Genomic DNA, 14,334 nt, shown 5'->3' on the forward strand with positions numbered 1-14,334 from the left:
TGATAGGGGGGCGAAGTGATCATCGAGGCGTCGTTGCGCCCCGATGATCCATCAGAGACCTGCAGGCAAGGGCGGTCAGGCTACCAGTTGATGGCAGCCGTACACCACCAGTACACCCGCGATCAGCGTGGCATAAGGCAACCAGCCGGCGCGTTTTTGACCGGCATCGGTCTGAATGTACAGGTCGCTGAGCATCGCTTCCGGGAAGCGCCCCTTGTCCTGCACATAGTGCCGGAAGCAGAACACCGGGAGGATCAACAACGCCAGCAACAGGCCGGTCACCAGGGTGCCGGCGCCCCAGATATCGGCTCCCAGCCCCATGCACGCCAGGTTGACGAAGCTCAGTACGCCACCCGCGACCAACAGCACGGTCGGGGCCTTGTATGGGCGTATCCAGTCGGGACGGTCCAGGCGATGGATCCAGCCGGCATTGAGGTTGAGGAAGTTGAAGATGATGTAGCTGACGTTGGACGCGGCCAGCACGAACACATAATCGGACATCAGCAACAGCAGCAGGTTGAACGACAAGTCGGTCCACATCGCTGCGGTAGGCGCGCCGTGTTCGTTGGTGCGCCCCAGGTATTTCGGCAACCAGCCATCCACCGACGCCTGATACAGGGTGCGCGAGGAGCCGGACATCGAGGTCATGATCGCCAGCAACGTGGCCAGGACCAACATGATCAGTACGATGTTGGCCACCAGCTTTCCGCCGCCGATGCTGTCCGCCATGACCTGGCCGACGCCCATGCCACTGTAGATCGCCGGCGACAACAGTCCACTGTAGACCGCCGGTGTAACCACCGCGCCGCTGGCATCGAGCACTGCCGGGGTCACCAGCTGCCCGAGACCCAGGCTGCCTTGAAACGCCAGGGGCACCAGAGTGAACACCAGAATGCACAACAGGCCGGCATAGAAGATCGCCTTGAAGGTGTCACGCTTGGGGTCCTTGAATTCCCTTGTGTAGCACACCGCCGTTTCGAAACCATAGGTCGACCACGCGGCCATGAACAGCCCGCCGGCCATCAATGACCACCCGGAAATATCCCAAGGCCCGTCGATCACTTGTCCGGCTGCGTCATGGGCCAGCGGGTACAGCGGCAGGAAATTGGCCTGGGCCGCGTCCCCGGTGAACAATGGCACCACGCCCACCAGTAACAAAGGAATCAGCGAGGTCACGCCAAGCACCAGGGTCAGGCGTGCCGAGCGCAAGATGCCGCCATGCTGCACGGCGAACACCGTCAGTAAAATCAACAGGCCGATGGCGAACGTCGCGTTGATCCGTAGCGAAAGGCCGCTCTTGACCCAGCCCAGGTCAAGCAGGGTCAGTTGCCAGGTATTGATCAACGCATCAGCGGGGAACAATGCGGTGAGGATGTAACCGGCCGCCAGCCCCGAGCCAATCGACAAAACCGGGGACCAGGCCAGCCAGTTGCACCACACCGAGACCGGCGCAATCAGCTTGCTGTAGCGCACCCAGGCGACTGCACCGTAGACCGAGGCGCCACCGGATTTGTGTGGGAACAGCCCGGCGATTTCGGCATAGGTGAAGGCCTGGATGAAGCCGAACAGGATCGACACGATCCAGACGATCCAGGCAGGTTTGCCTACTGTGGCGGCAATCGCGCCGATAGAGAACAGCACCAGGGCGGGCACGCCACTGGCGACCCAGAACGCCCCGCGCCAATCGATCTTGCGGTGCAGGCTGCCCACTGAGCTGGCGGCCTGCGGTACGGCCTCGAACGTAGTCGCTTCCATCTTCGTATTCCCATGTCTGAGTAGAGGGGTAGTGGGGCAGTCAAAGTCGGGTGGCGCACAGCTCGTGTGATCGATCAACTGCGTACCCGGCTCTTGTCCGGGTCGTAGAAAATCGCTGCGGTGACCGTGGCGCTGATGCGCTTCTGCAGGCCATCGACTTTGCCGATCTCCAACGCTGTGCCGACGTCGGCGCAGGCCACGTCGACCCGGCACAGCGCGATATTGCTGGCCAGCAGCGGCGAGCGGCAGGCACTGGTGATGACCCCGACCTGAGCCCGGCCGCGGTACGCCGGGTCACCGTGGTGGGCGCCTTCGTTGCCGCTCAGTTGCAGGCCCACCAGTTTGTGAGCGGGATGGGCGCTGCGCCGCAACAGGGCGTCGCGGCCGATGAAGTCATCGGTTTTGCTTTTCAGCGGTACGCAAAAGCCGATACCGGCCTCGAACGGATCGGTCTGGTCGCTGAACTCGTAGCCGGCAAAAATCAGTCCGGCTTCGATGCGCAGCATGTCCAGTGCTTCCAGGCCCAGCGGCACCAGGCCCAAAGGTTGGCCCAGTTGCCAGATCCGGTCCCAGACCCGCTCGGCATCCTCGGGCTGGCACCAGACTTCGTAGCCCAGTTCGCCGGTGTAGCCGGTGCGCGAGATCATCAGCGGGCAGCCGTCGTAACCGTCCAGGCGACCCACCAGGAAACGGAACCAGCCCAAGGTTTCGAGGCTCGGCTGGTTGGGCGCGGTCCAGACCATCTGCTTGAGCAGTTCGCGGCTCATCGGGCCTTGCACCGCCAGGTTATGGATCTGCTCGCTGGCGGACTTGATCCAGACTTTCATTCCGAGCTTCTGCGCCTGCTCACGCAGCCAGACCCCGGGGTAGTCCTCGCCGCAGATCCAGCGGAAATTGTCCGGGCCCAGACGCAGCAAGGTGCCGTCGTCGAGCATGCCGCCGTGCTCGTGGCACATCGCCGAGTAGACCACTTGACCCACCGCCAGGCGCCGCACATCCCGGGTCAGGCAGTACTGCAACAACGCTTCCGAGTCGGGGCCGATGATTTCGAATTTGCGCAGGGCGGTCAGGTCCATCACCGCCACCCGCTCGCGGCAACCGAGGTATTCCTCGATCGCGCCATAGCCGTCATAGCGCAGCGGCAGCCACCAGTTGCGGTAGTCGACGAAGCTGCCGGTCAAGGCACTGGTGCGTGAGTGGAACGCGGACTCACGGGTAAGAATCGGGTCGGCATCGGCCGTGGTTCGAGTGCTCATGGCGATGGAAAAACGCTCCTTTTCGCTGTAGATGCGGACATGGATATCGGTCGGGTTCCAGCCATTGGCCGGGTCGATGTCATCCGGGCACGAGGTACTGCCGCACACCAGATCGGTCATGGCGCGCAGCAGCACGTAATCGCCGGGGCGCGACCAAGGTTCATCCAGGGTCATCTGCTGGTGCGCGTCGATCCCGGTATTGAAAAAGAAATTGATCGCCGGCCAGCCATTGCGGGCCTGGACCCCATGGGACGCGAGCACTCGGCTGAGGTTGTCGCTGCAGTTGTCGTGCCCGAAGTAGCCATGGCTCTCGTAGTAGCGCGCGGCGCAGGCCAGGGCGAAGGAGTCGTGACGGCCGACGGTGTCACGCACCACCTCCAGCATCGGCTGCATCTGCCGGTCGAAAAACTTTGAGAACAGTCCCGGTGCCGGGTAGGCGCTGCCGTTCAGGGTGCGGGTCACGGTCTGGTCCAGGTCCAGTTCCTGGCCGCGATCCAGTGCCCACCGGTCCAGAGCGACGAAGTCCGAGCACTGGCGACCGGCGACATCGAGCACCTGCACATACTGACCTTTGCCGACGGTGTAACTGTGGGCGGTGCCGGCGCCGATGGTGAACTCGTCGAGTAACTCGCCCAAGGGTTCGGGCAACGCGGGGAGTAGCAGGGGCGAGGGATTGGCCCGAGTCACCCATAACCTGAGTTCGCTGGGCCGGTATTGCCGGTCAACGGCGGTTGGTCCGGCGGGTGCCGCGACGATCACCAGTAGCTCATCGCTGGCGACGAAGTGACGGCTGAAGTCGGCGGGACTGTCCTCGTCCCAGAGTGACGCGGCGCTGGGCAGATGTTGCGGATCAATCCCGCGTCGTTTCAAAGCCTGGTTGATGCGCTGAGCCTGCAAGGTCGGTTCGGCGAGCCGTGCGCCGATGAAGCCGCAGGCCGTCGAACCGCTCAGCGCCCAGGCCGCCAGGGCGCTGCGACCGAGCGTATCGATGGCCAGCAATTCGCAGGGTTGCCGGCCTTCGAGGTCGATCACTTGCAGGCTGTCGCCGGGTTGCAACGCTACCAGGGTCAGGCCGCCGGCGGCCACCCGATAGCGCTCCAGGGCCGGGGGCCGGGCAAAGAGTCCGGGCTCCCGCGGGCGGGAAACACGAGGTGCGTTCATGGTGGGGCTCCCGGGTCAACCGATCGACTTGATGGACGTCGGCGGTTCAGCGAGGTACGCCGCCATGGAATCGTCAAGGGCATGCAGCCAAGGCGTGTGGTGGGGTGGCGACTGGGTACCGGTCATCAGCGATCGGTAGGACTTGTCGCGGTAACCCATGATGTTGTGGGCCTTGTCGTGCTTCCAGTGCAGGAAGGTGTCGTTGACCGCGGCGATATCGAAGTTCGGGTAGTCGGTGGCGTCCACCAGTTGCTGGATATAGGCGCCCTGGTATTCGAACATCTGCTGGTTGGTTTCAAGCTGCTGTTCGCGGGCACGCCATTGCTGACTATCGGCGGCCCTTTGTGTCTGGTCGGGTAGGGCGATGCGTTGCAGGATCACGTCGCGGGCGTACCAGGCCTGGGCGTCGAACATGTTGAACGAGTACCACTGGTCCTGCATGCCGAGGTAGATCAGTTGCGGGTTGGACTCCCAGAAAATGCCTTTGTACAGGTTCATCGGCCATAGCCGGTTGTCGGTCTTGAGGCACAGCTCGTCCGGCAAGAAGGGGAAGTGATGTTTGTAGCCAGTGCAGAGGATCACCGCATCGATGTGCTTGTGAGTGCCGTCGATAAAATACGCACGGTTTTTTTCCAGGCGCTGCAACAGCGGTTTTTCTTCCCAATTGGCCGGCCAGTCATAGCCCGTGGGCGCGGTGCGGTAGCAACTGGTGATGCTGCGGGCGCCGTATTTGTAACACTGGGAACCGATGTCTTCGGCGGAGTAGCTGCTACCGACGATCAACAGATCCTTGCCTTTGAACTCCAGCGCCTCGCGGAAATCATGGGCGTGCAGGATGCGCCCGCCGAACTGCTCGAATCCGGGGAAGTACGGCATCTTCGGCGTCGAAAAGTGCCCGCAGGCGTTGATCACATAGTCGAACTCTTCCGAGGTCCGGGTATCGCTGCCGTGGTCATGGGCGACCACTGTGAAGCGGCGAGTCTCTTCGTCAAAGGTGACCTGGCGCACCACGTTGTTGAAGCGGATGTAATCCCTTACCCCGGCTTTTTCGACGCGGCCCTTGATGTAGTCCCACAGTACTTCCCGTGGCGGATACGAGCCGATAGGGCGGCCAAAATGTTCTTCGAAGGTGTAGTCGGCGAACTCCAGGCATTCTTTCGGGCCGTTCGACCACAGGTAGCGGTACATGCTGCCATGCACCGGTTCGCCGTTTTCATCCAGGCCAGTGCGCCAGGTGTAATTCCACATGCCACCCCAGTCTTGCTGTTTTTCGTAGCAGACCAGTTCCGGGATGGGCGTTCCCTGGTCCCTGGCCGATTGAAATGCCCGCAGTTGAGCCATGCCGCAAGGGCCGGCGCCGATGATTGCTACGCGTGTGGTCATGGTCGTTTCTCGTGGCTGTGTCTCGTGGCTGTGGATCGGAAAAAGGGCTCGCTCAGCGAAAAATCACCGTCTTGTCCTGGTTGATGAACACCCGGTGTTCCAGGTGGTATTTCAGGGCTTTGGAAAGCGCTACGGTTTCGGTGTCGCGGCCGATGGCGACCAGCGCATCGGGCAGGTAGGTGTGATCGACTCGCTGGATTTCCTGCTCGATGATCGGGCCTTCGTCGAGGTCGCTGGTGACGTAGTGGGCGGTGGCGCCGATCAGTTTCACGCCGCGTTCGTAAGCCTGGTGATAGGGTTTGGCCCCCTTGAAACCGGGGAGAAACGAGTGGTGAATGTTGATCGCCCGGCCGGACAGCTGTTTGCACAGGTCGTCGGAGAGGATCTGCATATAGCGGGCGAGTACCACCAGGTCGGTCTCGGTCTCTTCCACGATGCGCAGCAGTTCGGCTTCCTGGCGCGACTTGCTGTCTTTGTTGACCGGCAGGTAGATGAAGCGAATGCCTTCGCGTTCGGCCATGGCTCGCAGGTCCAGGTGGTTGGAGACCACTGCGGTGATGTGCATGTCCATCTCGCCCTTGCGGTGGCGGTACAGCAGGTCGGTCAGGCAGTGATCGAACTTGCTGACCATCAGCAGCACCCGGGTCGGCTGACTGCTGCAGAACAGCTGCCACTGCATGTCGAAGCCGCCGGCCAGGTCGCCGAGACCTTCGCGCAGAGCACCGATGTCGCCGCTCACGCCCTTGTTGAAGCGGAACACCGCGCGCATGAAAAACTGCCCGGTGAACTCATCGTCGAATTGCGCCAGCTCGCTGATGTAGCACTGCTGTCCGGCCAGACAGGTGGTGATCGCGGCAACGATGCCGGACGCTGCCGGACAATTGATCTTGAGAATGTAATGTTCGTTGGAAGTGTCCATCGAAGGTCCCTTGGATAAAGTGGTTGGAGGCTCAGCCCTTGGCCGTGCGCTTGGTTTTTTCCGGATCGTCGAAGGGCAGGGCGTGGGTCACGGCGGCGCTTTCCTGGCTGCCGCGCACCTGCAGGGCAATGCCTGGGGCCGAGCAGGCGACGCTCATGCGGGCGATGGCCATTGAGCGTTTGCTCAAGCGCGAATACATGCCGCAGGTGATCACCCCGACTTGCTGGTTGCCTTGCCATAGGGTGTCGCCGGCCTCTGCGGCGCGGACGCCTTCGAGCAACACGCCGGTGATCTTGAAGCGCTCCTGACCGCGCAACCGAAAGTGTTCTTCGGCGCCGCGGAATTCGCGCTTGTCCGGGGATACGGTGAAATCCAGGCCCATTTCCCACAGAGTGTCGCCAGCCTTCTGATCGGCGAAGGGGTACATCTGTGAGTTGTCGTAGGGGAAAAACATCAGCGAGCTTTCCACCCGCAACCAGTCCAGGGCGGTAAAGGCGCAAGGGATGATGCCCAGGCCCGCGCCCTGTTCGAGGATCGTGTCCCACAGCGCTGGGGCATCGGCGGCCTTGCAGAAAATTTCGTAGCCGCGCTCGCCGGTGTAACCGGTGCGAGAGATCATCACCGGGCGGTCGAACAGGCGGGTTTGCAGGTGATGGAAGTAAGGCAGCTGACGGATCCCGGGGATGTGCTCGGCGAGAAAGTCCACCGCCAGCGGCCCTTGCAGCGACAGGTCGTGCAGGTCGTCATCGAACAGCACCGCCACTTGCCGGCCCTGGGATGAGCGCACCAGCATTTCGTGGCCGCTGCCGGCACCGTGCACCACCATGAACGCGTTGGGTCCAGTGCGGTAGACGATGCAGTCATCGACGAACTTGCCGTCCTCGTCGAGCATCGAGGCGTACACCGACTTGCCGGGGTAGAGCTTGGCGATGTCGCGGGTGGTCGCCCATTGCAGCAGGCTCTCGGCGTGGGGGCCGACGTAGTGGACTTTTTTCAGCCCGGACACGTCCATCAGCCCGGCCCGGGTGCGGATCGCCTGATGGTGATCGGCCAGGTCGCTGTCGTAGGTCCAGGCAGTGCCCATGCCGTTCCAGTCTTCGAGGTTCGAGCCGAGTGCGCGGTGCCGTTCGGCCAGTGCAGAAATACGCCATGAATGCGCCATGTGAAGATCCTTGTCGGTGAAAGTGGGTCAGGGTTCAGGCCTGGTCGAAGCGGCTCAGCCACTCGACCAGGGTCTGTCGGTAGCGGCTCATGCCCTTGTAGTCGGCGATCGGCTCGGGCAGGTCGCGCAGCACACGGTGCAGGCGGCAGCCCCAGCCGGGCTGAGTGACCAGCTCCTGCATGCTGATCAGGTAGGTGCGGATGCTGAACATCACCGCGTTGCTGCGCGGCAGACGGACCATCACTTGCAACTCGACCCGCAGGTGAACCTGTTGCCCGACGTTCTCGGCGGTGATGCGGCCGCGGTCGGCGCCCCATTCATGGAAAGTCTCGGGGGAGGAGTCCAGGCGCGGATTGATGGTCAGCGTCCAGTTCAGACGCCGCACCGGCTGCCCCACTTGCAGGTTGAGCAAGTACTTCAGCGCACGGTCGAAGATGCCCATCTGGTGGGCCATGGGCACCGGCGAATGCCACTGCTTGAAACTCATGCCGGCGTCGAAGGCCAGGGACCAGTCGGCCGGGCTGGTGACCAGGCCGGCATCCATGTACAGATCGCCGTCGCGTTGATCGAGCAGGGCGAAATCCCCCTGCACCTGTCGGCCAATGAACTCCAGCGGTTCGCAAGGCAGGCTCGCGGCATCACCGAACACAAAGCGCTGATCGATATCCAGCAGCGTGTTGCGCCAATGCCAGTGATCAGCGTCACGCTCGAGGGTGAACCACTGCGGATAATCGGCGGCCAGATGCTCCATGAGCATCTGCAGCGCATCCCAGGCCGCCACTTGCATGTGCGGCAGCACCAGGTAGCGGCGCGGATCCTTGTCCAGCACCAGGGTGCGTTCGGCCATTTCCGAGCGATAGTGTTCGTCGATGTCGAACCCGTGCTGGTAAATCGAGCCGGGATCCCGGGAGGTCGCCGGTTCGATGTTCACCGAGTACAGGTAGCTGTCCTCGGTGAAGGGGAAGGGAAAACGGCGGATGGCGGTCGGGCTGTTGCGAAAGCTGAAATCGTCTCGGTAGCTCTGCACGGGGCTTGATTGAATGGTCATGGTCGACTCCTAAAGATCCAGCGAAACGCAAGGGCCACAGCCGCGAGAGACACACGGCATGAGAAAGTCGGCCTGCTCGGCGGGGCTCAGAAAACTGTCGCGGTGTTCGATGTCGCCGCCCACGTGGCGGGTCATGCATTGGCCGCAGACCCCGCCGCGGCACAGGTTGGGGATCTGCAGCCCAGCGGATTCCAGGGCTTCGAGCAGGCTTTGTTCGGTGCCGACCCGCAGGCGCCGGCCGCTGCGCAGCAGTTCCAGATCGAAGGGTTGGCCCGGTTGTGCGGCATTGAAGGCTTCCCAGTGCACACGGCTGCGCGGCCAGCCGAGTGCCTTGGCCTGTTGCCGAACCGCGTCGAGCAACGGTTGCGGGCCGCAGGTGTAAAGGTGGCTGCCCAGCGGTCGATCACGCAGGATCCGGCTCAGGTCCGGGCGGCTGGCATAGGTGTGCAGGCGCGATCCCAGCCGCTGTTGCAACGCCTCGACATAGGCATCGCTCAGGCCCGGACGACAGAGGTAGTGCAATTCGAAGTGAGCCTGGCGTTGTTCAAGGGCCGCGATGTAGGCCATGAACGGCGTGATGCCGATGCCTCCGGCGATCAGGATGTGCAGGCTGGCGGTCGAGTGCAGGGCGAACAGATTGGCCGGTGGTGAGATCTCCAGCCTGTCGCCGACCTGGACCTGTCGATGCAGGTAGTGTGAGCCGCCGCGAGAAGCTTCCTGCAGGCGTACAGCGATGCGGTAATGCTGGCTGTGCGCCGGGTCGCTGGTCAGTGAATAGGCATTGCGCACCTTGCCGTCGGCCAGCGGCAGGTGAACCTGCACATGACTGCCGGGGGAGAACGCTGGCAGGGGCCCGGCGCACGTCTGCAGGGTGAATTCGCGCACCACTGGGGTAAGCATTCTTGCCGCGCTGACCCGCACTTCGATGACGGCGCTCATGACCGGGCTCCTGCGTAAGGCTGGTCGGGGTTGGTGCAGACGCCGAGGTACGCCCCGAGGCGGCGGGAAAAGTGCTCCCGGACTTCCAGCCCGACGGCGCAACCGTTGCAGGTCAGCAGCGGCTCCGGCCCGGCGGCCTGAGTCAGGCCGCAGTGCACGCAATACACCAGGCGCGGGCCGGCAATTGTGCGGGTGATGTCGATCTCGTCATTTTCCAGTCCGGCGCTGCGGGCCTCGCCGTGGATGCGCCAGATAAAGGCCTCGTCGCCCATGATGTAGAGATGGCTGCCGACGGTGGCGCTGACCAGCACCTGATGCAGACGCCGGGAAAAGTCGGCGCTCTCGCCATTCAGCACCAAGGGCTGTTCCAGTTTCCCGATAAAGGGCGAGCAGACGGCAGCTGATTGCATGACCACGATGTGCCGGGTGACGCTTTCACGAGGCAGCGGTTGGCGGTAGCGCGGGAGGCTGTGAAGTCGGTCCGGGGCGGCGCTGTGTCTATCCGTCATGTGGGCTTTCCTGGCGTTGAACTGGGAATTTGTTTCCTGTTGAGGAAGATACTTTCCTATGGGGAAAATCTTCTCAATCCGGAAAAAGGGCTATGTCTTTGGAGATAAGTCCTGCGCAACACCTGTTCAGGGCATGGAAGTTGCTGGTCTTTGCTCAGGGCTGAGCAACCGGACGGGGAGTTATCGAGAGTGCGAACACGACCGCAGTGGTGGCCGCTCTGGTGGGGGCGTATCCGCCCCGAACAGGCACGCAGCGTGCGCAAACTGCTGGCAGGATTGCCCTTGTGCCAGGTGCACGCTGACGGTGCCTTGTCGGGTTTTCTGGACCGTTTCGAAGCATTGTTGCCGACCTGCAACCTGAATCTGATCCTGGGCGGCGAAGACTTGGGGCCGGCGCGACGCGGATTGATCGAGGGCTGCCAGGACGCGGAACGCTGCCCTTGGCGTGACTCGACACTGGATGATGCGGCTCAGGTCTGTGGCCCTTGTCGGCAGCGGGGCGTACATCGTCTGCTGTGTGCCTTGCCGCAAAATGACGATTCAAGCAAAGGGGTGTTGTTGCTCGATACCCCACAACCGGTCCACGCAAGCTGGCGCCAGTTGCTGGAAGAGGCGGCGCAGGCAGTCGGCGTCACCGTGCGCTTGCGCTGCTACACCCGTGAGCAACAGCGCAAACAGGCTACGTCCCGGCACGGCTCCCTGGCCCGTGAGCTGCACGATTCGGTGGCTCAGCAATTGGGTTACCTGTCGTTCCAGGCGCGTTTGCTGCAGTCGCAGTTGGGCGAGCCTGCGCAGGCTACCGCCGCGTTGCAGGAACTGTGCGGCGGTTTGAGTCAGCTGCAGCGCCAGGTGCGCGAGCTGATCACCAGCGCTCGTCTGACCATGGACGGGCGCTCGCTGCGCCAGGCCCTGGCCGACTCCGTCGCCGAGTTTTCGCGGCGCTGCATCATCGTTTTTGAACTGGACAATCGCCTGGCCGACGATGCCTTGAGCCCGGAAACCGAATTGCAGGTTCTGCAGATCATTCGCGAGGCACTGGCCAACGCGGTACGCCATTCACATGCACGGCATGTGCGCATCGAGTTGCGGCAAAACCAGGACGGTGATGCCTCCGTTTCGGTGGAGGATGACGGCATCGGCCTGAGTCCCGCATCAGGGGAGGACAACCATTTCGGCCTGGCGATTATCCGTGAGCGCGCTGCGAGCATTGGCGCCCGGTTGACCATTGAAGCGATCCGCCCGCATGGGGTACGCGTACACCTTGGCCTTAGCCGCAACCAAGACTTGCCAGAAGGGAGTTTCGATGGACTGCACGACCTTATTACTGATCGATGATCACCCGCTGTTTCGCAAGGGCCTGGCACAGTTGTTCGGCGCCAGTGACGATTTCGAAGTGGTGGGGCAGGCCGCCAGTGGCCGCGAAGGCATCAACCTGGCCGTGAGCCTGGCGCCGCAGCAGGTTCTGCTTGATCTGCACATGCCCGGCTTGAGCGGTTTGCAGGTGCTTGATGAACTGCGTCAGTTGCGCCTCGACTGCCAGGTGGTGGTGCTCACCGCATCGATGGATCGCGCCGAGCTGTTGACAGCCCTGCGCCTGGGCGCCAGTGGTTATGTGCTCAAGGAAACCGAGCCTGATGCGTTGTTGGCTTACATGCGCAATTGCCACAAGGGCGCGATTGTTCTGGATTCAACCCTGATTGCGCTGCTGGCCGATCAGCGTGAGTCGGTGACCCGGCCTGCGCACGATGCGGATCCGCTCGACACCGGCAACCTGACCGAGCGCGAGGGGCAGACCCTGGCCCTGATCGCCGCTGGCATGAGCAATAAACAGATCGGCCGTGAACTGGGCATCAGCGATGGCACGGTCAAAATCTATGTGCGCAATCTGTTGCAGAAGCTCAGCCTGCACTCGCGCCTGGAGCTGGCGGCGTGGGTACACAACGGCGCGTCGGTAAGACACGAGGAGCGTCATTAGATGATGGAACGGCCAGAGGCATTCGTGCAGACACTGCCCTTGCACCTGATGGATCGCTTTCCGGCGGCGTTGCTCGAACTGCGCGATAACGGTCAGATCGCCCACTTCAACCTGGCCTGGGTCGAGCTGATGGATCTGCCGGGTACGGAACGCAACCTCATCGACTATGTGCACCACGAAGACCGTTCGTTGTGGCGTCAGGCCCTGCATGAACTGCGTCGGCGCCCCGAAACCTCCTTCAACCAGCGGCTGCGTTTTGTTCACCCTTCGGGGGAACTGCGCTGGTTCGATGTCAGCCTGAAGCGCGGGCCTCAGGGTTTTTATCTGGTGGCCGGCGACATCACGGCGCACAAGCGGCGCGAGATTGCCTTGCAGGCCAGCCAGCGCAGCAGCATGAGCCTGCTCGACAGCATGCCGGGGTTGATCTATCGCGGCCGCAACAACCGCGACTGGACCATGGAATTCGTCAGTGCCGGTTGCCTGCAACTGACCGGGTATCCACCGGAGCGGCTGGTGGACAACCATGAGTTCACCTACAACAGCCTGATCCTGGCGCAGGATGCCGATTACGTCTGGCGCGAGGTGCAATATGCCTTGTCACGGCAGGAGCCGTTCGAACTCAATTACCGGATTCGCTGTGCCGATCAGTCGATCAAGCATGTCTGGGAAAAGGGTGTCGGGATCTATGCCGACACGCGGGAAGTGCTGGGTATCGAGGGGGCGATTTTCGAGCGCAGGGCTGGCCAGAATCCGGCGCGTTGAATGCAGGGTTTTAGGGGAAGCGCAACGCCGGGCATTGCACTCGGCGTGGTGGTTTTCAGGCGTTGATCAAGACCGTTCTACGCGCACCGGATTGGTATCCGTGGCGTAATCGTCGAAACTTTTTTGCCGGCTGCTTCGGCGTGGCGATCAGGTGCGGGCGATATCGATCCACACTTGTCCGTTGGGGTACTGATAACGCTCCAGGGTTTCAGCGGTCATTTCGATGCTATAGCCCGGGCGCAGGGGAGGGATGTAGCGGCCGCGGCGGATCACAACGGGATCAAGGAAATGCTCGTGCAGGTGGTCGACGTATTCGAGTACACGGTTGTGCAGCGAGGCCGAGACGGCGATGTAGTCGAACAGGGCGATGTTCTGCACATACTCGCATAAACCGACACCACCACCATGGGGGCAGACCGGCACGTCGAACTTGGCGGCCATCAGCAGCACGATCAACACCTCATTGAGACCACCCAAGCGGGCCGCGTCCAGCTGGCAGAAGTCCAGTGCGCCGGCCTGGAACATCTGCTTGAACATCACCCGGTTGTGGCAGTGCTCACCGGTCGCGACGCCGATCGGTGCGATGCGCTGGCGGATGCTTGCATGGCCGAGTATGTCGTCGGGGCTGGTCGGCTCTTCGATCCACAGGGGGTCGAAAGCCGCCAGGCGGCGCATATTGGCGACCGACTCATCGACGCCCCAGACCTGGTTGGCGTCCATCATCAGGCTGCGTTCCCAGCCGATTTCTTCGCGCAGAATAGTGGCGCGGCGGATGTCCTCTTCCAAATCGGCGCCGATTTTTTGCTTGATGTGGGTCCAGCCATCCTCGACCGCGGCTCGGGCCAGTTGGCGCATTTTTTCTTCACTGTAGCCGAGCCAGCCCGGCGCGGTGGTGTAGCCGGGGTAGCCTTCGCGCAGCATTTGCGCCTCGCGCTGGGCTTTGCCCGGCGCCTGGCGGAGCAGCAGGGCGATGGCTTCTTCGGGTGTGAGCACGTCGGTGACGTAGCTGAAGTCCAGGCAGCGCACCAGTTGTTCCGGCGTCATGTCGGCCAACAGCTTCCACACGGGCTTGCCTTCGTGTTTGGCCCATAAGTCCCAGACAGCGTTGACGATGGCAGCAGTGGCCAGGTGTATAACGCCCTTTTCCGGGCCCAGCCAGCGCAGTTGGCTGTCGCCCATTGTGATGTTGTGCCAGAAGGCACCCATGTCGGCAATGATCTCTTCCAGGGTCCAGCCGACCACCATTGGTGCCAGGGATTGCACCGCCGCCACACAGATCTCGTTGCCACGGCCGATGGTGAACGTCAGGCCGTGGCCTTCAACGCCGGTAGGGGCGTCGGTGTGCAGCACGACGTAGGACGCGGAGTAATCCGGTGCGCTATTCATCGCATCGGATCCGTCCAGCGACAGGGAAGTGGGGAACCGGATGTCGCGAACGCTCAGGTGAGTAATTCGAATGCTCATG

General features: G+C 62.5%; 12 protein-coding genes. 3 read left to right on the forward strand and 9 right to left on the reverse strand.

Annotated elements, in window-relative coordinates:
- Positions 1–75: 75 nt before the first annotated feature.
- From EAH74_RS30360 to EAH74_RS30395, 8 genes are all read right to left on the reverse strand, one after another.
- Positions 76–1,755 carry an APC family permease gene (locus EAH74_RS30360; protein WP_140683864.1) on the reverse strand — a complete coding sequence of 560 codons (1,680 nt, stop codon included), beginning with the start codon at positions 1,753–1,755 and terminating at the stop codon, positions 76–78.
- A gap of 74 nt (positions 1,756–1,829) precedes the next feature.
- Positions 1,830–4,172 (reverse strand): DUF1989 domain-containing protein, encoded by a 2,343-nt coding sequence (locus EAH74_RS30365; protein ID WP_140683866.1) that lies wholly within the window; start codon positions 4,170–4,172, stop codon positions 1,830–1,832.
- 15 nt (positions 4,173–4,187) lie between these two features.
- Positions 4,188–5,555 carry an NAD(P)-binding domain-containing protein gene (locus EAH74_RS30370; protein ID WP_140683868.1) on the reverse strand — a complete coding sequence of 456 codons (1,368 nt, stop codon included), beginning with the start codon at positions 5,553–5,555 and terminating at the stop codon, positions 4,188–4,190.
- Positions 5,556–5,607: 52 nt separating this feature from the next.
- The gene (gene purU / locus EAH74_RS30375; RefSeq protein WP_123366032.1) at positions 5,608–6,474 is read right to left on the reverse strand and encodes a formyltetrahydrofolate deformylase; all 867 of its coding nucleotides are present in this window, start codon (positions 6,472–6,474) and stop codon (positions 5,608–5,610) included.
- Positions 6,475–6,505: 31 nt separating this feature from the next.
- Complete coding sequence (locus tag EAH74_RS30380) at positions 6,506–7,636, reverse strand: aminomethyltransferase family protein (RefSeq protein WP_140683870.1); 1,131 nt, start codon at positions 7,634–7,636, stop codon at positions 6,506–6,508.
- Positions 7,637–7,670: 34 nt separating this feature from the next.
- The gene (locus EAH74_RS30385) at positions 7,671–8,684 is read right to left on the reverse strand and encodes a heme-dependent oxidative N-demethylase family protein (RefSeq protein WP_140683872.1); all 1,014 of its coding nucleotides are present in this window, start codon (positions 8,682–8,684) and stop codon (positions 7,671–7,673) included.
- A 9-nt stretch (positions 8,685–8,693) separates the two neighbouring features.
- Complete coding sequence (locus EAH74_RS30390; protein WP_140683874.1) at positions 8,694–9,623, reverse strand: PDR/VanB family oxidoreductase; 930 nt, start codon at positions 9,621–9,623, stop codon at positions 8,694–8,696.
- Positions 9,620–10,132, reverse strand: a complete 513-nt coding sequence (locus tag EAH74_RS30395; protein ID WP_140683876.1) for a dimethylamine monooxygenase subunit DmmA family protein — start codon at positions 10,130–10,132, stop codon at positions 9,620–9,622. The genes EAH74_RS30390 and EAH74_RS30395 overlap by 4 nt, the downstream gene beginning before the upstream one ends.
- Positions 10,133–10,321: 189 nt before the next feature.
- Between EAH74_RS30395 and EAH74_RS30400 the strand changes: the two genes are divergently transcribed.
- The 3 genes from EAH74_RS30400 to EAH74_RS30410 are packed head-to-tail and all read left to right on the forward strand — an operon-like array spanning position 10,322 to position 12,869.
- Positions 10,322–11,467 (forward strand): ATP-binding protein, encoded by a 1,146-nt coding sequence (locus EAH74_RS30400; RefSeq protein ID WP_240050587.1) that lies wholly within the window; start codon positions 10,322–10,324, stop codon positions 11,465–11,467.
- A complete protein-coding gene (locus EAH74_RS30405; RefSeq protein WP_123366026.1) occupies positions 11,436–12,107 on the forward strand; it encodes a response regulator in 672 nt (223 codons plus the stop codon). The genes EAH74_RS30400 and EAH74_RS30405 overlap by 32 nt, the downstream gene beginning before the upstream one ends.
- Positions 12,108–12,869 carry a PAS domain-containing protein gene (locus tag EAH74_RS30410; protein WP_140683878.1) on the forward strand — a complete coding sequence of 254 codons (762 nt, stop codon included), beginning with the start codon at positions 12,108–12,110 and terminating at the stop codon, positions 12,867–12,869.
- A gap of 147 nt (positions 12,870–13,016) precedes the next feature.
- Here EAH74_RS30410 and EAH74_RS30415 read toward each other — a convergent pair whose 3' ends face one another.
- Complete coding sequence (locus EAH74_RS30415) at positions 13,017–14,333, reverse strand: L-fuconate dehydratase (RefSeq protein ID WP_140683880.1); 1,317 nt, start codon at positions 14,331–14,333, stop codon at positions 13,017–13,019.
- Between the last annotated feature and the right edge of the window lies 1 nt (position 14,334).

Source organism: Pseudomonas mandelii (assembly GCF_006438925.1).
Classification (GTDB): domain Bacteria; phylum Pseudomonadota; class Gammaproteobacteria; order Pseudomonadales; family Pseudomonadaceae; genus Aquipseudomonas; species Aquipseudomonas mandelii_C.

Coding starts and splice junctions, on each gene's coding strand:
- EAH74_RS30405 (WP_123366026.1), top strand. CDS start 11,436: ATGGACTGCACGACCTTATTACTGATCGATGATCACCCGCTGTTTCGC.
- EAH74_RS30410 (WP_140683878.1), top strand. CDS start 12,108: ATGATGGAACGGCCAGAGGCATTCGTGCAGACACTGCCCTTGCACCTG.
- EAH74_RS30365 (WP_140683866.1), bottom strand. CDS start 4,172: ATGAACGCACCTCGTGTTTCCCGCCCGCGGGAGCCCGGACTCTTTGCC.
- EAH74_RS30395 (WP_140683876.1), bottom strand. CDS start 10,132: ATGACGGATAGACACAGCGCCGCCCCGGACCGACTTCACAGCCTCCCG.
- EAH74_RS30380 (WP_140683870.1), bottom strand. CDS start 7,636: ATGGCGCATTCATGGCGTATTTCTGCACTGGCCGAACGGCACCGCGCA.
- EAH74_RS30415 (WP_140683880.1), bottom strand. CDS start 14,333: ATGAGCATTCGAATTACTCACCTGAGCGTTCGCGACATCCGGTTCCCC.
- EAH74_RS30390 (WP_140683874.1), bottom strand. CDS start 9,623: ATGAGCGCCGTCATCGAAGTGCGGGTCAGCGCGGCAAGAATGCTTACC.
- EAH74_RS30370 (WP_140683868.1), bottom strand. CDS start 5,555: ATGACCACACGCGTAGCAATCATCGGCGCCGGCCCTTGCGGCATGGCT.
- EAH74_RS30385 (WP_140683872.1), bottom strand. CDS start 8,684: ATGACCATTCAATCAAGCCCCGTGCAGAGCTACCGAGACGATTTCAGC.
- purU (WP_123366032.1), bottom strand. CDS start 6,474: ATGGACACTTCCAACGAACATTACATTCTCAAGATCAATTGTCCGGCA.
- EAH74_RS30360 (WP_140683864.1), bottom strand. CDS start 1,755: ATGGAAGCGACTACGTTCGAGGCCGTACCGCAGGCCGCCAGCTCAGTG.